At 66.9% G+C, this 19,698-nt stretch carries 18 protein-coding genes; 11 read left to right on the top strand and 7 right to left on the bottom strand.

Annotation, left to right across the window (positions count from 1 at the left end; genetic code table 11):
* Positions 1-4: 4 nt before the first annotated feature.
* Genes KV110_RS16715 through KV110_RS16685 form a run of 7 tightly spaced genes read right to left on the bottom strand, consistent with a single transcriptional unit; the run spans position 5 to position 8,148 of the window.
* Positions 5-1,255, bottom strand: coding sequence for an acyl-CoA dehydrogenase family protein (locus KV110_RS16715; RefSeq protein WP_218477133.1), 1,251 nt, complete (start codon positions 1,253-1,255; stop codon positions 5-7).
* The gene (locus tag KV110_RS41490) at positions 1,239-2,357 is read right to left on the bottom strand and encodes an acyl-CoA dehydrogenase family protein (RefSeq protein ID WP_246634589.1); all 1,119 of its coding nucleotides are present in this window, start codon (positions 2,355-2,357) and stop codon (positions 1,239-1,241) included. Before KV110_RS41490 ends, KV110_RS16715 begins: the two co-directional genes overlap by 17 nt.
* Positions 2,354-3,895: an AMP-binding protein gene (locus tag KV110_RS16705; RefSeq protein WP_218477131.1), complete on the bottom strand. Its 1,542-nt coding sequence runs from the start codon at positions 3,893-3,895 to the stop codon at positions 2,354-2,356. Before KV110_RS16705 ends, KV110_RS41490 begins: the two co-directional genes overlap by 4 nt.
* 8 nt (positions 3,896-3,903) lie before the next feature.
* Positions 3,904-4,929, bottom strand: a complete 1,026-nt coding sequence (locus tag KV110_RS16700; RefSeq protein WP_246634588.1) for an alpha-ketoacid dehydrogenase subunit beta — start codon at positions 4,927-4,929, stop codon at positions 3,904-3,906.
* Positions 4,926-5,930: a thiamine pyrophosphate-dependent dehydrogenase E1 component subunit alpha gene (locus KV110_RS16695; RefSeq protein WP_246634587.1), complete on the bottom strand. Its 1,005-nt coding sequence runs from the start codon at positions 5,928-5,930 to the stop codon at positions 4,926-4,928. The genes KV110_RS16700 and KV110_RS16695 overlap by 4 nt, the downstream gene beginning before the upstream one ends.
* A gap of 51 nt (positions 5,931-5,981) precedes the next feature.
* Positions 5,982-7,379 (bottom strand): aromatic ring-hydroxylating oxygenase subunit alpha, encoded by a 1,398-nt coding sequence (locus KV110_RS16690; protein WP_218477129.1) that lies wholly within the window; start codon positions 7,377-7,379, stop codon positions 5,982-5,984.
* A 10-nt stretch (positions 7,380-7,389) separates the two neighbouring features.
* Entirely contained in the window at positions 7,390-8,148 is a 759-nt protein-coding gene (locus KV110_RS16685; RefSeq protein WP_246634586.1) for an SDR family NAD(P)-dependent oxidoreductase, read from the bottom strand.
* Between the two features lie 153 nt (positions 8,149-8,301).
* On the opposite strand from KV110_RS16685, the gene KV110_RS16680 reads away from it, so the two are divergent.
* From KV110_RS16680 to KV110_RS16630, 11 genes are read left to right on the top strand one after another with little or no spacing between them, the layout of a single operon-like run.
* Positions 8,302-9,567: a cytochrome P450 gene (locus KV110_RS16680; protein WP_218477125.1), complete on the top strand. Its 1,266-nt coding sequence runs from the start codon at positions 8,302-8,304 to the stop codon at positions 9,565-9,567.
* Positions 9,564-10,427, top strand: a complete 864-nt coding sequence (locus tag KV110_RS16675; protein WP_246634585.1) for an MlaE family ABC transporter permease — start codon at positions 9,564-9,566, stop codon at positions 10,425-10,427. Before KV110_RS16680 ends, KV110_RS16675 begins: the two co-directional genes overlap by 4 nt.
* Before the next feature lies 1 nt (position 10,428).
* The gene (locus KV110_RS16670) at positions 10,429-11,283 is read left to right on the top strand and encodes an ABC transporter permease (protein WP_218477123.1); all 855 of its coding nucleotides are present in this window, start codon (positions 10,429-10,431) and stop codon (positions 11,281-11,283) included.
* Between the two features lie 2 nt (positions 11,284-11,285).
* Positions 11,286-12,575: an MlaD family protein gene (locus tag KV110_RS16665; protein WP_246634740.1), complete on the top strand. Its 1,290-nt coding sequence runs from the start codon at positions 11,286-11,288 to the stop codon at positions 12,573-12,575.
* Positions 12,572-13,612, top strand: a complete 1,041-nt coding sequence (locus KV110_RS16660; protein ID WP_218477120.1) for an MCE family protein — start codon at positions 12,572-12,574, stop codon at positions 13,610-13,612. The genes KV110_RS16665 and KV110_RS16660 overlap by 4 nt, the downstream gene beginning before the upstream one ends.
* 6 nt (positions 13,613-13,618) lie before the next feature.
* On the top strand, positions 13,619-14,665 hold the full coding sequence (locus KV110_RS16655; RefSeq protein WP_218477118.1) for an MCE family protein: 1,047 nt from the start codon (positions 13,619-13,621) through the stop codon (positions 14,663-14,665).
* The gene (locus tag KV110_RS16650) at positions 14,662-15,786 is read left to right on the top strand and encodes an MCE family protein (protein ID WP_218477116.1); all 1,125 of its coding nucleotides are present in this window, start codon (positions 14,662-14,664) and stop codon (positions 15,784-15,786) included. The genes KV110_RS16655 and KV110_RS16650 overlap by 4 nt, the downstream gene beginning before the upstream one ends.
* A complete protein-coding gene (locus tag KV110_RS16645) occupies positions 15,783-16,880 on the top strand; it encodes an MlaD family protein (protein WP_218477115.1) in 1,098 nt (365 codons plus the stop codon). Before KV110_RS16650 ends, KV110_RS16645 begins: the two co-directional genes overlap by 4 nt.
* Positions 16,881-16,882: 2 nt before the next feature.
* Positions 16,883-18,148: an MlaD family protein gene (locus KV110_RS16640; RefSeq protein ID WP_218478527.1), complete on the top strand. Its 1,266-nt coding sequence runs from the start codon at positions 16,883-16,885 to the stop codon at positions 18,146-18,148.
* Between the two features lie 19 nt (positions 18,149-18,167).
* Positions 18,168-18,920 (top strand): DUF3329 domain-containing protein, encoded by a 753-nt coding sequence (locus KV110_RS16635; protein WP_218477114.1) that lies wholly within the window; start codon positions 18,168-18,170, stop codon positions 18,918-18,920.
* A 29-nt stretch (positions 18,921-18,949) separates the two neighbouring features.
* Positions 18,950-19,666, top strand: a complete 717-nt coding sequence (locus KV110_RS16630; protein ID WP_218477113.1) for a hypothetical protein — start codon at positions 18,950-18,952, stop codon at positions 19,664-19,666.
* Positions 19,667-19,698 lie beyond the last annotated feature (32 nt).

Here is a 19,698-nt window from a genome sequence, read left to right as displayed (position 1 = left end):
CCGCTCAGCCACGCCGCAGTTCGCGCCAGGGTCGGCCTCGGTCGGGGTCGGGTTCGCGCTCGAGGCCGAGCACGCGATGGGCGATGATGCCGCGCTGAATTTCCGAGGTGCCACCCGCTATGGTGAGGCGGCGGCTATCGAGTAGACCGTAGGCGGCATCCCCGATCGGTTCGGCTCCAGCCTCGGTGACCAGTCCGGGTTCGCCCTCGTCCCAGTACGCCGCCTGCGGACCGGCCAGTTCGAACCGGATCTCGGCAATGCGCTGCGACAGCTCTGATTGCACCAGTTTGGTGATCGAGCCCGCCGCGCTGGTGCCGGAACGCGGTGCCGCCGCGCGATTTCGGAGGTTGGTCAGGGCGAGGGCGCGTTCGGTGGCGATGAGCGCGACCAGCCGGTCGCGCTCCGACTCCACCTGCCACCGGCCACGGCGGCGGGCGAGTTCGATGACCGGCCCGAGGGCGACGCCACCGGCGTCCGAGCCACCGGACAGTCCGGACCGCTCCGCATTGAGCGCCGACAACGCCACTCGCCAGCCCTCGTGTACCGGGCCGAGGCGGGCACTGTCGGGCACCGCTACCTGATCGAGGAACACCTCGCAGAAGTGCTCGCCGCCGGTAATCTGGCGCAAGGGCCGCACCGCGACACCGGGCGAGCTCATATCGAGCAAAAAGCAGGTGATTCCCGCGTTCTTGGGCCGATCCGGATCGGTGCGGGCCAAGAGCAGACCGTACCGTGAGCGGTCGGCGAACGAGCTCCAGACCTTCTGCCCGTGCACAATCCAGTGCCCGTCATCGGTGGCGATCGCCCGAGTGGCCAGCGCGGCGAGGTCCGAACCCGCGCCCGGTTCGCTGAACAACTGGCACCACATGTCGGTTCCGGAGACGATGCCGGGGAGGTAGCGGCGCCGCTGTTCGTCGGTGCCCCAGGCAATGATGCCCGGCCCGACCAGGGTGATGGGCACGAAATGCTGTACCGGTAGATCGGCGCGGTACTGCGCCAGGACGGTTCGCACCACGTCGCTGTGCTCAGCGTCCAAGCCCGCGCCGCCGTGCTCGCGCGGCCACTGTGGCGCGGTCCAGCCGCGCTCGGTCAACGCGACGAACCATGGTGCGGCCGCCGTCGGGTCGGCGAGCGCCAAATCGGTTTCGACAGAACCCGATTCGATCACCGCCAACCACCGCTGCGGCAGCGTGGCGCGGACCCATTCGGTGACTTCCCGCCGGAAGTCCGCAAGTTCCTCAGTATTGTTCGTCATGGCCGTCCCTGCGATCGATCAGTGCGGCGAGGTGTGTGCGGTAGTGCCGAGCACCGCCGGTCAGCGCGGCGAGGGTGTTGGCGCGGCGCAGGTAGCGATGCGCCCAGTGCTCCCAGGTGATGGCGATACCGCCATGCAGCTGCACCGCGGACTTGGCGACGGTGACGGCGGTGTCACCGGCCAGTGCGGCGGCCACCGCGAGGTCGATCTCGGTGTCGAGCGCGTCCGGCTCGGCAGTCAGTGCCCACGCCGCGCCGTACACCGCCGAGCGGGCCAGCTCGACCGACGCCGCCAGGTCCGCCAGTCGATGCGCGACCGCTTGGAACGATCCGATCGTCCGGCCGAATTGCACTCGCCGCCCGGCGTATCCGACGGTCTCGTCCAGCACGTGTTGCGCGATGCCAAGCGATTCGGTGGCCAATACCAGCCGCGCGCGCGACCGCATAGCCGCGACCGCGTGCCGCGCCGGTTCGCCGTCCAGGATGAACTCCGGCTGCGCGGCAGCGCATTCGACTCGGCCCAGCGGCCGGGACAGATCGAGTCCGGCAAGTTCCGTGACGGCGACTTCGGCCGAAGCGGTGGACAACATCGCAAGCGCAGGCGGATTGGTGGTGTCATTCATGACCGGGCACAGGATCAGTGCGGCTCCGGTGATGTCCCACACCGGCTCGATTCGGCCCGACACGCACGCGGAGCCCGTCTCGCGGATTGCGGAGGTGGCGTCGGGACCATCCAACAGCGCGTTGGCCACCGCGATCGTCGAGGATCCGGTGCGCAACCGGGCAATCGCGGGCCATTCCTCGTCGCGCGCCGCTATAGCCAGCGCGCCCGCGACGGCGCTCGACAGCAGTGGGCCGCCGTACAGTGCCGCACCGGATTCCTCCGCCAGCACGGCCACATCGATGGCGGTACCAGCCGGTTCGCCCGCCTCGCCACCGAACAGCAACTCGCCGATCCCGGCATCGGCGCACAGGCTTTCCCACCCGAGCGCCGATTCGCTGCGGTCCGCGGTGGCCAGCCACTGCCGCAGCATCGCGCGCAGCGCGGCGTGTTCGGCGGTGAACTCGAACAGCGGCGGAATATCGACCTCGGCGATACTCACACCGCACCCCCCGCGGCGACGGAATCGCGTGCCGACAGATACCACGCACGCAGCCTGCGTTTGTCGAGCTTGCCCATCGCCGTCCGCAGATCGGTATCGACGAATTCGAACAACGACGGACATTTGTAGTGCGCCAACCGGTCTCGGCACCACTGGGCGAGATCGGCCGACGACGGCGGGTCGGCATCGGCCAGCACGAGCGCGCACAGCTGCTCACCGAGGTCGGCGTGCGGGATGCCGATCACGGCGACATCGAGCACGCCGGGATGGGTACGCAATACGGCCTCGGACTCGGCCGGGTAAATGTTCACCCCACCGCTGACGACCATGTCCGACGCGCGATCGGTCAAGTACAGGTACCCCTCGGCGTCGAGGTAGCCGATCTCGCCGACCGCGAACACCTCGTCGGCGACGTAGCCGCGGCGCGTCTTGTCCGGATCGTTGTGGTATTCCGGGTGCGCGCCGATCGTGGACCGTACACACACCAGTCCGCTCTGCCCCGGCCCAAGTACCTTTCCCTGTTCATCGCGGATGCTGAGCTCGTAGCCCGGCAGCGCTTTGCCCACCGATCCCGGGTGTGCCAGCCACTGCTCGGAGTCGATGAAGGTGACAGTGCCGACCTCGGTCGAACCGTAGGCCTCCCGCAGCACGGGCCCGAACCAGTCGATCATTGCCCGCTTGACGTGCACGGGGCACGCCGCGCCGGTGTGCACTATTGTGCGAATACTGCTGACATCGAACCGATTCCGGATGTCCGCGGGCAGGTTCAGCAGCCGGGAGAAATGCGTGGGCACCATCATCGTGGTCTCGATACGGTGCTCGTGGATCAGCCGCAGCACCGTCTCTGCGTCGAACTTGCGCAGTACGACGAGTGGCACGCCGACGCAGAGCCCGCGCACCCCACCGATCGGGCCCGTATGGTGCATCGGCCCGACGATGAGGTGCTTACCCGTTGGCCGCACCGGGGACTGCTCGATGCGCCGGACATGCTCGACCATCGAATCCCCGCCGGGAAACATCTGCTCGGGCAGCCGCACCCCTTTCGGTACCCCGGTGGTGCCGGAGGTGTAGTACAACGGCGCGGCCGGTGCGATCCGATCGGAGATCTCGGTCTCGGGCATCGTCGCGAGGATCTGCTCCAAGGCCCAGACGCCATCGGATTCCTCAGCACCCCAGGCGATCACGCGAACCGTCGATGAGGCCGCCCGCGCGACCGGTGCCGTCCGGGCACTGCACAGCACCGTATGCACAGCGCCGTCGGCGAGGATGTGGCGCACCTCCGCGGCGGTGAGCTGGAAGTTGATCGGCACCACCGACTTGCCCGCGAAGGTGACGGCCAGGTGCGCCAGCGCCGTGTGCGCGCTGTTCTCGGCCATCACCGCAACCCGTTGCCCCTCGCCGATCCCGGCTGACAGCAACCAGTTCGCGAGCCGGTTGACCATCGAATTCAATTGCGGCCACGTCCATTCGGTCACCTCATCGGTGACGGCCACCGCAGCGGGTGCCCGAGCCGCCAGTGCGGCGAGTCCGTATGCCACGACGCTCCTCACCGCACGACGCGGCTGCGTGAGCGCGCCAACGTCGTCCGCACCGCGCTGATGATCCGGTCGGGATTGGGCAGAAACGCGTCCTCGAGCGGTTTGGCGTAGGCGATCGGAGTGTTCGCCCCCGTCACGCGTGCGACCGGCGCACCAAGCTCGTCGAACAGGGCTTCACTGATCAATGCGGCGAGTTCGGCACCGAAACCGTTGCGGCGCACCGCTTCGTGCACGACCACCGCATGGCGGGTGCGGGCCACCGACTCCAGCACGGTCCGCTCGTCCAGCGGGACCAGCGAGCGCAGATCGATCACCTCCGCCTCGATGCCATCGGCGGCCAGCGCCTCGGCCGCGGCAATCGCGTCGTGCACCTGTCGCCCGTAGGAGATCAGGGTGAGGTCGCGGCCGGGCCGCGGCGTCGCCGCCACCCCGAGGTCGACCACATGGTGTCCCACCGGAACCGGTTGCGGTGGCGCGAAATACAGCAGGCTCTGCTCCACCACGACACAGGGATCCGGGTCGAAGATGCACGCGGTCAGCAGGCCCTTGGCATCGGCCGGATTGCTTGGCACGACCACCTTCAGCCCTGGAATGTGGGTCAGCCACGCCTCGAGCATCTCCGAATGCTGTGCGCCGAACTGCATTCCGGCGCCGGCCGCGCAGCGCACGGTCAGCGGCACGCCGGTCTGCCCGCCGGACATATAGCGCAATTTCGCCGCGTGATTGGACAACTGGTCCAGGCACACGGCCAGGAAGTCCATCAGCATGATCTCGGCCACCGGCCGCATACCGGCCACCGCCGCGCCCACCGCCGCGCCCATGATCGCCTGCTCGCTGATCGGTGTGGCGCGAACGCGGTGCGTGCCGTACTTGGTGGATAGCCCGGCGCTGACCTTGAATACTCCACCGCTCGGATCGGCGATATCCTCACCCAGCAGGAAGACCGACGGATCACGGCCAAGTGCATCGTCGAGGGCACTGCCCAACGCCTGGAATCCCAACATCGGTTGTGTCTCGACCACTGGATCACTCATGCCAGTGCCTCCTCATAGACATCGGTGGGCGCCTCGGCGAGATCGGCCACCGGGGATTCGCTCGCGAACCGGTACGCCTGCTCGACCTCGGCGGCGATCTCGGCCTCGATGCCGGTGAGCTGGGCCTCGGTGCCGATGCCGGTGACGAGGAGCCACGCCCGCAACCGCGGGACCGGGTCAGCCGCCCGCGCGGCGTCCAGCTCACCGGGGACCATGTACTCGTTCTGATCCGACATCTGATGGCCGTAGAACCGGAACGTCATCGCCTCGATCAGGGTCGGACCATCCCCCGCGCGGGCGCGTTCGACCGCCGCTTTCGCGGCCCGGTACATCTGGGCCGGGTCGTTCCCGTCCACGCGCACACCGGGGAAGTTGTACGAGGCCGCTCGGTCGGCGATGCGTTCCACGCTGGTCCCGTCCGCGTAGGAGGTGTGCTCGGCGTAGAGATTGTTGTGGCAGCAGAACACGATCGGCAGCTTCCACAGGCCCGCCAAGTTGCACGCCTCGTGGAAAGCGCCGATATTGCTGGCGCCGTCGCCGAAGTTCACCACCGTGACCTGGTCGGTGCCGCGCAGCTGTGCGGCCAGGGCCAGGCCGGCGCCGATCGGTAGTCCGCTGCCGACGATGCCGGTGGTCACCATGAGGCCGGATGCGGGATGGGTGATGTGCATCGGGCCACCCTTGCCCTTGCACACACCGGTCGCCTTGCCGAAGAACTCCGCCCAGAGTTCACGCAGCGGAACACCTTTGGCGATCTGGTCGTGCAGGCCACGGTAGGTGGTCACCACGTAGTCCGCCCGCCGCAGCACGCTCGCCACCGAGGCGGACACGATCTCCTGCCCGCGCGGCGAGTAATACTGCGCGCTCACCTGACCGGCCAGCACCAGGGAGCGAAACTTCTCATCGCACACCTTGATCCGGGTGGCGAGGGTGTAGATGTCGATGAAGGTCTCGGGGCCGATATCGGCAGGAGCGGTGGCGTCGTCCACAGCCGTCCTCACTATTAGTTATTCCATCAATTGATATGTAGCGCGCGTCAACGCGCATTCCGGTCAGGAGTCGAGCTGGGCGTCGAGGTCGCGATGAAACTGCCTGATCCGCACTTCCTGGTAATCGGCCAGCGTCACACCCGGTTTCGTCATCGCCTTCAGCCCGCGCTGGACTCGCGGCAGGTTCGACAGATCCTGGTTGTAGACCGCGGCCAGCGCACCGAGTTCCGGTGCGGCGCTGAAATCCTCGTCCGGCCCCAGCCAGTGGATTGGCTCGGCTTTCGGCTTCGGCACGCCCGCGGGTAGCGGATACAACATCATGATGTCGAACACGCAGCGGTCCGGGTCGTTGCCGTAGGGCCGGAACCGATACGTCAGCGGCGCCCCGACGCCCGCCCACGGCACGAAGTTGGGGAAGACGAAATATTCGATGGCATCGACGATTTCGGCATCGCTTGTGCCGCTCAGATCCGCCCCCGTGGCCTGCTGTAAGCGGTCGCGCAACGCCGCGGCGACCGTGGGCCGTGCCGACTCGCCCTCCGGCACCTGGAAACTGCCGATGCCCTCGGGATAGAAGTCGCGGAACATGGCTTCGAGCACATCCTGCGGTTCCAACGGTTCGCCGAGGTTCGGGCTGCTCGTCGCCTGCGGCGTGATCATCCGGTTGAAGCCGGGCAGCCCGTCGTCCCGGGTGTAGATGTCGTACTGGGTGTTGCTGTCGCCCAAGTAGTCCAACAGCTGTGGATGGGTGGCGATCACGTGGTAGGACTCGATGAACGCCTCCAGCGCCACCTTCCAGTTGCAGTCCACCACCTTGGCCACGTGCACCGCCTTGAAGCGGTCTTGCAGTTGGTAGGGCGAAAGATGTTTGTCGACCTCGCCGAGGTAGGTCTGCAGCGGCACCGCGTCGCGATCGGGGTTGACGAAGACATAGCCCGCCCATACCCCGGTCAGCGCCTCGGGCAGGGCGAACTTTTCGTCGCTCACGTGCGGGAAGTCCCAGCGGCCGGGCACGTCGGTGAGCGCACCGTTCAGATTCCAGGTGAATCCATGAAAGGGGCAACGCAATTGGGCCGCGTGACCGGTGTCGTCGCACAATCTGGTACCGCGGTGCAGGCACGCGTTGTGGTAGGCCCGGATCGAGCTGTCATCGGCGCGAACCACGATGAGTGAGATATCGGCGATGTCGTAGACGATGTAATCGCCGGGCGTGGGGATGTCCTCTTCCCGACAGGCCATCTGCCACACCTTCTTCCACACCTTGTCCACCTCGCGGCGATGGAAATCGTGGCTGAGGTACCGATCGGCGTCGATGTCGGTGGATCCGAGATATTCGTAGGACTCCTCCAGCAGCGGCGGCGGCACGTCGCGGGTGTCGCCGGCGAGCAGGCTCTGCACCGTCGGCCCCGACGAGCGCGCCGCACCCGGGGCGACCTCGGGCGGCGTCTCGATATCGGTCATGGTTTTCTCCTTATGGGGTAGCCGCCGCGATCTGTTCGGCATAACGCCGCGCTGCCATCGCGATGAACGCCGAACCGTTGATCGACCAACCGCCGTCGACGAACAGCGTCTGCCCGGTCACATAACTCGCTCCCGGCGAAGCCAGGAACGCCACCACCGAGGCGATGTCTTCGGGCGTGCCCTGCCGGCCGAGCGGCATGGCGGAACCGATCACCCCCTGCAGGCCGGGATCGCCGAACTCAGCCTGCGTGCCCTCGGTCAGTACCAGCCCGGGTCCCACCGCGTTGACCCGAACGCCGCGGGGTGCGTATTCGGTGGCCATCTGCTTGGTCAGTGCGACGATGGCGGCCTTCGATGCCGGGTACGCGCCCCTGCCCGCGCCCCCCGTTTCGGCCAGGACCGAGGTGAGGTTCACGATGGCGCCACCCTGCTCGGGGAACTTTGTGATGAGCGCGCGGGTGATCATCCAGCTACCGATCACGTTGGTGCACAACACCTCGACCATCTCGGCCGCGGTGCTCTCATCGAGCGTGTGGGAACGCCAGATACCCGCATTGTTGATCACGACGTCGACCGAATCGACCGCCGCCGCGAGCCCGTCCACCGACTCCTGTTCGGCCACATCGCATTCCACCGCGATGCCGCCGATCTCGCGCGCCGTCCGCGCCGCGGCCTCGGCATCGATATCGACGGCGATCACCTGCGCACCTTCGGTCGCGAGTCGGCGCGCGATCGCCCGCCCGATACCACTGCCGGCACCTGTCACCACGGCTTTCACGCCAGCCCTCCGATCCCTGGTCAGATGCCAGGCTCTTGCGTATGACCCCTATCACTATTATATTGGCTGACTAATTAGTCAAGCATCAGCCGATCGGCTCCTCGTCTCGAATCAGTCGGGATCCCAACGTCTTTGGAGGCCGCCTTGACCGCGACCCCGTCATCTACCGTCGACGAATTCGACCCACTCGACCCGCAAACTCTGCAGTGCCCCCACCATTGGCATCGCAGATTGCGCACCGAGGCGCCCGTGCACTTCGCGGCCGAGCGCGGTATGTGGTTCGTCACCGCACGCGACCTCGTCGCCGAGGCGCTCAACGACCACGCCACCTTCTCCTCGGCGTTCGGTCTACCGCAGCTGCCGATCCCGGATTCGATCAAGGACGAGGTAGCCGAGATCCAGGCCGAGGGATGGCCGCCGGTTCCGACGCTGCTCACCGCGGACCCGCCGGAGCATCACTACTACCGGCGCATGCTCGCCAAAGCGTTCACTCCCCGCTTCATCGCCCGGCTCGAGCCTGATATCCGTGCTATCGCACGAGAATTGGTGCAAGCACTGCCCAACGGCACGGCGACCGAATTCGTCCGCGGCTTCGCCGCACCACTGCCGTTGCGGGTGATCGCCAAGGTGCTCAATGTACCCGGCGATCGCATCGACGACTTCAAACGCTGGTCGGATCAGTTCACCGCCACCGTCGGCGGTCAGCTCGACGACGCCGGATTGCTCGAGCAGGCCCGCAATATGGTGGAGTTCCAGAAGTACTTCGCCGCCCAGCTCGACGACCGACGCGCCGATCCGCAGGACGATCTGCTCACCGGATTGGTCACCGCGCACAATATCGACAACGACGAACCACTGGGCACCGGCGCGATTCTCAACATTATCGTGCAATTGCTCGTTGCCGGTAACGAGACCTCCACCAAACTCATCGCGGGCGTACTGCACGAGCTGGCCCGCGAACCCGAGCACTGGGACAGGCTGCGCGCGCAGCCGAGCGAGCACTCCGGCAACCTGATCGAAGAGGGACTGCGCTTGCTCAGCCCCGTGCAGTCGATGTTCCGGATCACCAAAACCGAAGCCGAGCTCGGCGGATACACCATTCCCTCCGGTCAGCTGGTGGTGCTGGTCTTCGGTTCCGCCAACCGCGACGAGCAATGGTTCGACAACCCCGACGATTTCGATCCCGATCGCGCCAATGCCAAGGCGCACTTGGCTTTCGGCGCGGGCATCCACGCCTGTCTCGGCGCCCCGCTGGCCCGGCTGGAAAGCCGCGTCGCAGTCGAGGAACTCGCCGCGCGCTTCGCGTCGGTACGGCTGGACGAGGACAACGACTTCGCCTACGAGCCCAGCTTCATGCTGCGCGGATTCCGCCGCCTGTCCTTGGTGTTCACGGAGGGCCGCGACACGTGACAACATCGGGCCCCACCCCGTCGCCGCTGCCCAGTCCCGCCGCTGCCGAGGTGATCCAGTGGTCGCGCGGGTATGCCGATCGGCATCCCCTGGCGGCGCTGCGCACCCTCGGCGGGCAGGTCGTGCTGGCGGTGCGCGCCTTCCACTACTTGGCTACCGATATTGCGCGGCGCCGCTTCCCGTTCGGCGAATTCGTCGAGCAGGCGACGTTCATGGCGCGGACGGCGGTGGTGCCGACCTTGTTCGTGACGGTGCCGATCAGTGTCACGCTGTCGATCCAATTCGGTTTACTCGCCGGCCAATTGGGCGCGACGTCGATGGCGGGGGCGGCCAATGGCCTGGCCACCATTCGCCAGGGCGCACCGCTGGTCGCCGCGATCCTGATGGCCGCGGCAGTGGGCTCGGCGATCAGCGCCGATCTGGGCTCGCGCACTATCCGGGAGGAGACCGCGGCCATGGAGGTGATGGGTGTGTCGGTGATCCGGCGGCTCGTGGTGCCCCGCCTGGCCGCCGCGATCGTGGTTGCCGTCGCACTGACGGGTTTCACCTGCTTCATCGGCTTCCTCGCCGGATACGCGTTCACGGTGATTCTGCAGGGCGGCACACCGGGCAGCTACACCACGACCTTCTCCTCCTTCGCCACCGTGAACGATCTGGTGCTCACCCTGATGAAAGCGGTGGTGTTCGGCATGATCGTGGCCATCGTGGCCTGCCACAAGGGCCTGGATACTCGGCACGGCGCGGCGGGAGTAGCGAACGCGGTCAATGCCGCAGTCGTGCAATCGATTCTGCTGCTGATGGTGGTGAACGTGCTGTTCACCCAGATGTATCTGATCCTGTTTCCCACCGCGAGCTTCTGACATGGCCGCCACCTATACCGCCGCGGCGCTGCGCCCGATCCTCGCCGTGACCGGCCCGGCGATCCGCCAGCTGTCGAAGGTGGGCCACATTGTGGCGTTCTTCTTTCGCGCCCTTGGCGGCATCGGGGTGGTTTTCACCCGTTACCGCCGCGAATTCCAGCAGCTGCTCTCCGATGTGACCTGGGGCAACGGCTCGGTCGTCGTCGGCGGCGGCACCGCGGGGGTGGTGCTGATCGTGGGCGCGGCGGCCGGCGCCGTGGTCGGTCTCGAGGGTTACAACGCCCTGAGCCTGCTCGGCCTCGGGCCGGCCACCGGTCTCATCACCGCGCTGGCCGCGGTCCGTGAACTGGCCCCGCTGATGGCGGCGCTGGCGTTCGGGATCCAGGCGGGCTGCCGCTTCACCGCGCAACTCGGTGCGATGCGCATCGCCGAGGAGATCGACGCCCTCGAGTCGGTCGCGATACGGCCGATCCCCTATCTCGTCACCACCCGGGTGCTGGCCTCGGTGCTGGCGGTGGTGCCGCTGTTCGTGGTCTGCCTTGCGCTGAACTTCCTTGTCTGCCAGGCGGTTGTGGCCTTCTCCAGCGGGCAGCCGTCGGGCAGCTACCTGCATTACTTCTCCCTGATGCTCAGCGGACGCGACATGATCCTCGCGGTCGTGAAGGTGACCGTCTTCGTGGCGATCATGGCGACCATCCAGTGTTACTACGGCTTCTACGCCGCAGGCGGGCCGCGCGGTGTCGGTATCGCGGCCGGGCGGGCGATACGCGCGAGCATCACCATCATGACCATCCTCAACATGTTGTTGACCATGGCCTTCTGGGGGATCGACGCAGGCGGAAGGCTCGGTGGTTGACCGTGGCCAACGAATTCGAACTCGACGGACGCGGGCTGTCCACCCCCGCACTGCTGATACTCGGTACCGCCTTCCTCACGGTCTGCGCACTACTGGCGTGGCTGCTGGTCGCCGAATCGAACGGCAAGCTGGACGAACGAATCCGGGTCACCGCGGCGCTGACCTCCGTCGGTGATGGCCTGCCCAAGAAATCCGATGTCAAATTCCGCGGACTGCTCGTCGGCATGGTGCGCGAGGTCACCCCGGCCCGGCACGGGGCACCCAATGTCGTCCATATCGATCTGAAACCCGGCCACGCGCAGATGATTTCGAGCACCGTCACGGCACGGATCGTGCCAAGCAACGCCTTCGCGGTATCGTCGGTGCAACTGGTCGACAACGGCGCGGGCCCGCCCTTGCGCAGCGGCGACCGGATCGCCGAAGACAACACCCTGCCCACCCAGCTGTTCCAGACCACCCTGGCCAAGGTCCGTGAGCTGATTGCCGCGGTGGCGCGCCCGGGTTCGGCACAGACGCTCGGGCTGATCCGCGCTCTCTCCGACGCCACCACCGGCCGCGGGCCGATGCTGACCGCGGCCGTCGACGGCCTCAATCGGGTCACCGCGCAGATGAACCTGCTCAGCGTCGACGACAGCGGTCCCGCGACGCTGCGAACCTGGGAGTCGGCCATCACCGCGCTGCGTGCCAGCGCACCCGAACTGGTCGACGCCCTGCATTCGACCGTCGCACCCATGCGCACCGTCGCCGAAAAGCACACGCAGCTGGTCGATTTGCTCACCGGCGCACACCACACTCTCGACACGGTCGGGTCCGCACTGGACAACAACATCGACCAGCTGGTCGGCATCACCACCAACCTCACCCCGGTCATCGGGGTCTTGGCCGACAATTCGGCCAAGTACCCGGCGATGATGGTGCGACTGAACAACACCGTCGACAAGTTCTTCCAGGAACTGTGGACCCGCACCGGCAGCAAACTGGTCTTCGCGTTCAAGTTGGTCATCTCACTGACCCCGTTGCGGCTCTACGTCCGTGCCGACTGCCCCACGTATGGCGAACTGCGCGGCCCCAGCTGCGAAACGGCACCGGAGACCACGCCGGTACCGCCGACGACCGGAATCCCGGACATGCGCAACTACGTGCCGCCGCCCGGCACGCTGGCCGCGCCGGCGCTGCCGCCGGTCGCCAACACTGCCGAGGAAATCCTGCTCGGGCCGCTCCGGATACCCGCGCTGCCACCGCTTTTCGCGCCACTGCCTGCCCCGCCCGCACTACCGGAGGGGCCGCCATGACCGCTCACCGCCGTCAGTTGCTCTGGCTGGTCGTCTTTCTCGTCGTCTGCCTCGCCCTGACCTGGACGATCCTGGTGACGCTGCGCCGCGACGTCGCGGGCCCCACCAGCACCTACACCGCCGTGTTCACCGATGTCTCGGGATTGAAGAGCGGTTCGGACGTGCGGATGGCCGGTGTCCGGGTGGGACGGGTGGATGCGATCGATCTGGACGGCACCCTCGCCAGGGTGCGGTTCCGGGTGCAGCGCGACCAACCCGTCTACGGCGACACCAAAGCCACGGTTGTCTACCAGAACATGGTCGGGCAGCGCTATTTGGGGTTGTCGCCAGCCGACTTCGGACGCCCCGAGCGGTTGCCCGACAACGGTGAGATACCCCTCGAGCACACCGAGCCGTCCTTCGACGTGACGGCGTTGCTCAACGGCTTCGAACCACTGTTCACCCTGCTCGATCCCGGCAACCGCGGCAATCTCTCCACCGCGCTGATCACAGCGCTGCAGGGCGACACCGCCGCGCTGGCCACCTTGATCACCGAAACCTCCCGGCTGGCACAGACTCTCGCGGGTCCGGACGAATTGCTCGGCCGGATCATCACCAACCTCAACGATGTCACCCAGACCCTGGCCGCGCAGGGCACCGCCCTCGAGACCACCCTCATCCAGGTTCGGGCCGTGGTGACCGGGCTCGACGAGCGTCGCGACGAACTGCTGTCCTCGGTTGGCTCGATCTCCACCGTGGTGGGGCGGCTCTCGGCCATCTTGACCGAGGTCTCCCCCGACCTCAACGCCATGCTCGCGCGCGAACCCGGCTTCCTCGCCACCCTCATGGCCGATCCGGACGCGATAGCCACCCTCGGCGCCAACATTCCGGCGGTGTTCAAGGGGCTGGCCCGGGTGACCGGCGACAGCACCGCGATGAGCGCGCAGGCGTGCGACTTCAACATCACCATCGCCGACTTCGTGGCCCCGATCATCCCGGCGGTCGTCGACAACGCCACCCCCGGCGGTCACCGCCAATATTCGCCGATGTGCAGGTGAACCCGCATGACCACAACACTGTTCGACCGCGTACGCAGCCTCGCAGCCATCAACACGGCGTGGCTGGGCGGCCTGTCACTGGCGGTGATCACGGTGCTCGTCGCGGCGACCACCGCCGTCACCCAGCTGCACCTCGGGCAGGTCCGCTACACGGCCGAGTTCGCCCAGGCCGCTGGCATCCGGGCCGGTGACCAGGTCACCGTCGCCGGTATCCCCGTCGGCACCGTGGACGGCGCCGACCTCGCCGGCGACCGCGTACTGGTGGACATCAAGGTCGGCAAGGAGCTCGCTATCGGGCCGGACACCACGGCCGCCATCAAACTCACCTCCGTGCTCGGCGCCCGCGAGGTCGTGCTGCGGCCCGGCGGTGACGGCGCGCTGCCGGGACGGCGAATCGCCTTGGAGCACACCACGGTTCCCTACGATCTGCAGCAGGTGTTGCAGGATTCCACCACCACCTTCGAACAGGTCGATGCCGACCGGTTCGCGGTCGCCATGCAGGCGCTCGCGGGCCAGTTGCACGACGTGCCCTCGGTACTGCCAGGGGCGCTGGCCAATGTGCGCAACCTATCCGCCGTTATTGCCGAGAGGCGCGACCAGATCAGCGCACTGCTGCGCAACACCGCCCACCTCGCTGCCATCCTCGGCAATCAGCGCGGCGATATCGGCGCACTCATCGAGCAGGGCGGTGACCTGATGCGCGAAATCACCTCGCGCCGTGCGGCGGTCGTGCGGTTGCTCGACGCCGCAACCAATTTGATCCAGACAGCCAACGAAGTGCTCACGGTCAACCGAACCGACATCGAGACGATGCTCGCCGATATCCGCCAGCTCACCACCATGCTCGGTGACCATGACGCGTTGCTACGCAACACCTTCCAGGTCATGCCGGTTACGGTGCGCAACATCACCAATGCGTTCGGCTCGGGCCCGTTCCTGGACTTTCTGCTGCCCGGCGGGCTCATGATCGATTCCTGGATGTGCGCGATCAGCCGGCAAGCCGCCGTACAGGACTGGCCCGAACATTTCCAGTACTTCAAGGATTGCCGATGAAGCAGCGCGAACCGATCATCAGCAAACGCCTCGCCCGCGCCGCAGTGGTCCTGGCCGTCGCCGCAGCCGTGGCCGCCGCCTGCCGCGTGTTATCCGTCGGCTCGGAGGCGCCTGCCCGGATCACCGCACAGTTCGACAATGCGATCGGCCTGTACGAGGGCAATACCGTTGCGGTACTCGGCATGCCGGTCGGCAAGGTCGACAAGATCACTCCCCGCGGCGATTACGTCGAGGTCATCCTCGAGGTCGACCGGGAGGTCCAGATTCCAGCCGATGCGCAGGCCGTCACCGTGGGCACCTCGATTCTGACCGACCGGCATGTGGAACTGGCACCCGCCTACACCGGCGGACCGATGCTGCCCGACGGAGCGGTCCTCGGTCTGGACCGCACCCGCACACCCATCGAGTTCGATCGCGTCATCGCCATGGTCGACAAGCTCGGCGCCTCGATGCGCGGCGACGGCCACGGAGGCGGCCCGATGGCCGAGGTACTCACCGCGACCTCCACGGTCGCGCAAACCAGCGGCCAGGAACTACGGTCGGCGCTCGCGGCCCTGGCCGAGGCGCTGCGCACCGGCGATGGCGATGGTGCGGCGACCCAGCAGCACCTCACCACCATCGTGGCGAACCTGAGCGCGCTCACCGACGCCGCGGCCGGTAACCAGCAGATCATCACCGAGTTCGGCAGCGGTGTCGGCCAGCTGAGCGACATCCTCGCCCAGGAGAGCGTCGGCAACGGCGCTACCGGCCGACAGCTGAACACCGTGCTCGGCCAGTTGAACACGCTGCTCGCCGAGCAGGGCGACAACCTCACCGCCACCGTACGCGGCAGCACTACCTTCACCCAGGCGATGGTCGATTACCGGCGCGAACTCGCCGAGGTGTTCGATCTCGCACCGCTCGGCGTCGACAACGTCGTCGCCGCCATCGACCAGCGCAATGGATACCTGCGCGTCGGAGCACATTTCGACAATGTGTTCTTCGACAGCTCCATGACCAAGGAAATCTGCAACATCCTCGGTCTACGCCAATTGGGTTGTGCCACCGGCACTATGCGCGACATGGGCCCCGATTTCGGCGTCACCTCGGTGCTCGAGGCAATGACCAGGATGAACCGATGATCCGCCGACTGCGGCTGCTGCTCGGCGCCGCGCTCACGCTGCCGCTGACCGCGTGCTCGGTCACCCTCGAGGATCTGCCACTGCCCGCGCCCGGGGTGAGCGGCCCGAGCTACCACCTGCAGGCGGTGTTCTCCAACGCGCTCAACCTGCCCGAGCGCGCGAAGGTCCGCGTCGGCGGCGCCGATGTCGGCGAGGTCGAGCGCATGACCGCCCGCGATTACACCGCGGTGGTATCGCTGCGCATCATCGACAGCGTCGAACTACCTGTCGGCACGACCGCCGAATTACGCTCGGCCACACCGCTCGGTGACGTGTTCGTCTCGCTGCGCCCACCGAGTGACACCAGCCGATCATCGACGCTATTGCGCGACGGTGACACCATCGGGTTGTCGGAAACCCGCGCCGCCGCCACTGTCGAAGAGGTCCTCTCCACCGCTGCGCTCCTGGTCAACGGCGGCGTGATCCGCAATCTCACCCAGGTTCTCAACGGAATGGGCACCGCCATGGGCGACGACGGCCATCGCCTCACCGATCTGATCCGGCAATCGCGGGAGCTGCTGACCACGCTGTCCGAGCGGTCCGGTCAACTGCACGGTGTGCTCGCCCAGACCGCCGCTCTCGCAGACGATCTGAGCACCCGCCGCAGCGCGATCGACGATGTCTTCGCCGCTGCCGCCCCCGCCCTGACGGTGATCGCCGGTAACACTGCCCACATCGCGGGACTGGCCGATCAGATCGCGGCGATCACCCGACAGCTGGAGAATTTCCCCGCCATCGCGGGCACCGACACGCGCAGTCTGATCAGTGATCTGAACAGCCTGTCCGCGTCCTTCAACGAACCGGCGACCGATCCGCGCGTAACCACCGCGAATCTGCTCCGCATACTGGCGCCGACGCTGAAGTTCTTCAGCGCCAACGCCGCCCACTCCGACGTCGAGCTCCGGCAGGTGGTGGCCGGACCGATCGACGATCCCGGACACCTCGCCGATCCGGCTTTTCATCCACCGGAACCGGCCGACCTGGCCAACTTCGTCGGGTCGCTGACCTTCGTGCTGACCCAGCTCGGTGCCCGAGTGATGGGGCCCGGGCGATGACGATGATCGAGCTGCCCGCGCGGATGCTGGTACGAGTCATCCGCGTCTGCGTCGCACGCAAATTGCTGCTGTCCGCACTGGCGCAGCTCACACTGGTCGCGGTGGGCGGCTGGTACCTGACCTTCGGCGCGTTGCGCACCGACCCCTTCGCCGCGGAAATGACCGTCCGGGTGCAGTTGCCCGAATCCGGTGGGCTGCTGGCCAACCAGGATGTCACGCTGCGCGGGGTACCCATCGGGCGGGTCCATGAGGTGCGGCTCGGTCAGCGTGGGGTGGAAGCCGTTTTGCGCATCGACGCATCGGCGCGTATCCCCCGCGACACGCCCGTGCGCGTGTCCGGGCTCTCACCGGCGGGCGAACAATACGTCGATTTCCGGCCCACCGGCAGCGCGGGTCCGCTGCTGACCGACGGCAGCGTCATCGATCAGGGCCACACCACCACACCGATCCCGCTGTGGCAGGTGCTCAGCAGTGTGGACGGGGTGCTGGCACAGACGAATCCGGAACAGTTGAAGGCCATCGTCGACGAACTCGGGGTGAGCCCCCAGGGGCCGGAGAAGCTGCGCACCCTGCTGTCGAGCATGCAGCTGCTGTTCTCCACCCTCGACGGCGTCCTGCCCCAGACCAGCACCCTGCTGCGCGCCAGCCGGCCGGTATTCCACCTGATCAGTGACAAGGCAACCGGATTACGCACCACCACGGACAATCTCAGCGCCACCCTCAACGGCATCGGCACGAAAGACGCCGGGTTGCGCACCCTGCTCGACACCGCACCGCAGGTCCTGGCGGGGGTGGACACTATGATCGCGCAGAATTCGCCCACCATGGTGCAGTTACTGGGGAACCTGGCCACCGTCGCCCAACTGTCCTATGTGCGGGTTCCGGCACTGCAACAGCTGTTTCGCGACGACCGGACCTCGCTGCTCGAAGCGGTGCAGTCGATCATGCACGACGGCGGCGTCTGGGCAGTGGCCAGCCTGTATTTCCGCCGCTTCTGCGATTACCCGCACCCACGTGACGTGCCGTTCGAACCGAGCTATCCCGAGCCGTTTGTCAATACCTACTGCCTGGACGAGGATCCGGCACTGCTGATCCGCGGCGCGCGCAACGCGCCCCGCCCACCGGGGGACGACACCGCTTATCCGCCACCGGGATTCGATCCGATGCAGCGCACCGATCCCACCCCGATCGGAGAACACACGATCCCCCTGCCGTACGGCGGACCGACCATGCCGCCGGAATCCGAGCCACAGCGGTACGGCAACTAGCCCGACCCCGAGGAGGACCATGCCTGACAACCAGATCGAGGACCGCAACGACAGCACAACCACCACCGAGACCGATACCGAAGTGGCCGAATTCGATTCCGCGACAAGCGAACCTGATCGCGGGCACGCCGACGACATCCGAAACGAGCCCGACACCGACGAGGCCGACATCGGCCAGACGCACGCGGCCGAGGCTGAAAGTGGGACCACGTCGGACAGGGACGACTCCGACGATGCCGACGGTTCCGCGCGGACTGCGGTCGGCAGGGGCGCCGTCGCGCGACGCATCGTCGGCTCGGCCAGGCGCGCATTGCCATTCGTCGCGGCATTGCTGCTCGTCGCACTGGCCGTCGCCACCGGCGTGCTGGGATGGAAGCTCGACCACAGCCGCGATATCGACGCGGCCGCGGCGGCGGCGCTGCGCGCAGCGTCGGACTATGCGGTCACCCTCACCTCGGTGGATACCGCCAACCTCGACGCCGATTTCACGGCGGTCCTGGACGGTTCCACCGGCGAGTTCCGCGATGTCTACACCAAGTCCAGCAGTCAGCTTCGCCAGTTGCTGATCGATCACAAAGCGGCCGGGCACGGCACGGTACTGCAGGCCGCGGTCAAGTCCGCCACCGAACGCGAGGTCGTCGTGTTGCTGTTTGTGGACCAGTCGGTGTCCAACACCGAAATGCCCGATCCCCGTATCGATCGCAGCCGCATCGTGATGACGATGCAGAACATCGACGGTCGATGGAAAGCCGCCAAGGTCGACATTCCGTGACGGTTCAGTCGCGGTGAAAGAGGTGAAAGATGAACAAAGCCACCATATCCGGACCGGTCGTGGCGCTACGCGACGATTTGATCATGCGATCGATGCTGGCCAGGGTCGGTGACATCCCCGAGGCCGTACTGCTGCCTGTGCTGCGGATGGTCAGTGACGACCGCGAAGCAGTCGACGCGGGGTGGGCCGCGCTCACGGCACATCGCGTGCGTGGCCCGCGGCTCGAACCGCCGCGCCGTTCCTACCAACGCCGCTATGGCCAGTACGTGAGCGAACTCGAATGGGTCGCTACCGAACTGACGCGGCACCTGCCGAAGCAGGATGTCAGCGAGCTGATCGCCACCGCCGTCTCGACGCGGCTGCGGCGCTGGCTGCGCTACCTGCTACCGGCTTTCGGCGCGGTCAACGCCGTGCCCGCGAGCAGGTACGCCCAAGTCATGGACATCGGCGTTGGCTTTGCCGGCTTCCTGGTCGGCCCGATCCACCGCACCGGCGTCGAACCCGACGGAACGCTGATCTACCAGATCCCGGAGTGCGCGATGCACACCGCCACCGGAACCGGTGTAGCCCAGGAGAATTCTTGCCTGATGGGCTGTAAGGCCAGCTGCGAGAGCGTATTCGACGCCGACTCGGCGATCCCGCTGGAGTTCGAGCCGCACCTGCCCGGCCTGTCGTGCACGTTGCGGATCCGCCCGGCGCAGTCGCACTCCGGTACGGCTGGATCGCGCCCGACGGCCGATGTCTGACCCCATCCCATATTTCACCCTCAGGAGAGGCC

This window comes from Nocardia iowensis, assembly GCF_019222765.1.
In the GTDB taxonomy this organism is placed as follows: domain Bacteria; phylum Actinomycetota; class Actinomycetes; order Mycobacteriales; family Mycobacteriaceae; genus Nocardia; species Nocardia iowensis.
This window is presented reverse-complemented; position numbering and strand designations above follow the sequence as displayed.

Excerpts from the sequence above, each read along its gene's own strand:
- KV110_RS16650 (WP_218477116.1), top strand. The coding sequence starts at position 14,662 with ATGAAGCAGCGCGAACCGATCATCAGCAAACGCCTCGCCCGCGCCGCA.
- KV110_RS16715 (WP_218477133.1), bottom strand. The coding sequence starts at position 1,255 with ATGACGAACAATACTGAGGAACTTGCGGACTTCCGGCGGGAAGTCACC.
- KV110_RS16640 (WP_218478527.1), top strand. The coding sequence starts at position 16,883 with ATGATCGAGCTGCCCGCGCGGATGCTGGTACGAGTCATCCGCGTCTGC.
- KV110_RS16635 (WP_218477114.1), top strand. The coding sequence starts at position 18,168 with ATGCCTGACAACCAGATCGAGGACCGCAACGACAGCACAACCACCACC.
- KV110_RS16630 (WP_218477113.1), top strand. The coding sequence starts at position 18,950 with ATGAACAAAGCCACCATATCCGGACCGGTCGTGGCGCTACGCGACGAT.
- KV110_RS16645 (WP_218477115.1), top strand. The coding sequence starts at position 15,783 with ATGATCCGCCGACTGCGGCTGCTGCTCGGCGCCGCGCTCACGCTGCCG.
- KV110_RS16670 (WP_218477123.1), top strand. The coding sequence starts at position 10,429 with ATGGCCGCCACCTATACCGCCGCGGCGCTGCGCCCGATCCTCGCCGTG.
- KV110_RS16700 (WP_246634588.1), bottom strand. The coding sequence starts at position 4,929 with ATGAGTGATCCAGTGGTCGAGACACAACCGATGTTGGGATTCCAGGCG.
- KV110_RS16660 (WP_218477120.1), top strand. The coding sequence starts at position 12,572 with ATGACCGCTCACCGCCGTCAGTTGCTCTGGCTGGTCGTCTTTCTCGTC.
- KV110_RS16655 (WP_218477118.1), top strand. The coding sequence starts at position 13,619 with ATGACCACAACACTGTTCGACCGCGTACGCAGCCTCGCAGCCATCAAC.
- KV110_RS16690 (WP_218477129.1), bottom strand. The coding sequence starts at position 7,379 with ATGACCGATATCGAGACGCCGCCCGAGGTCGCCCCGGGTGCGGCGCGC.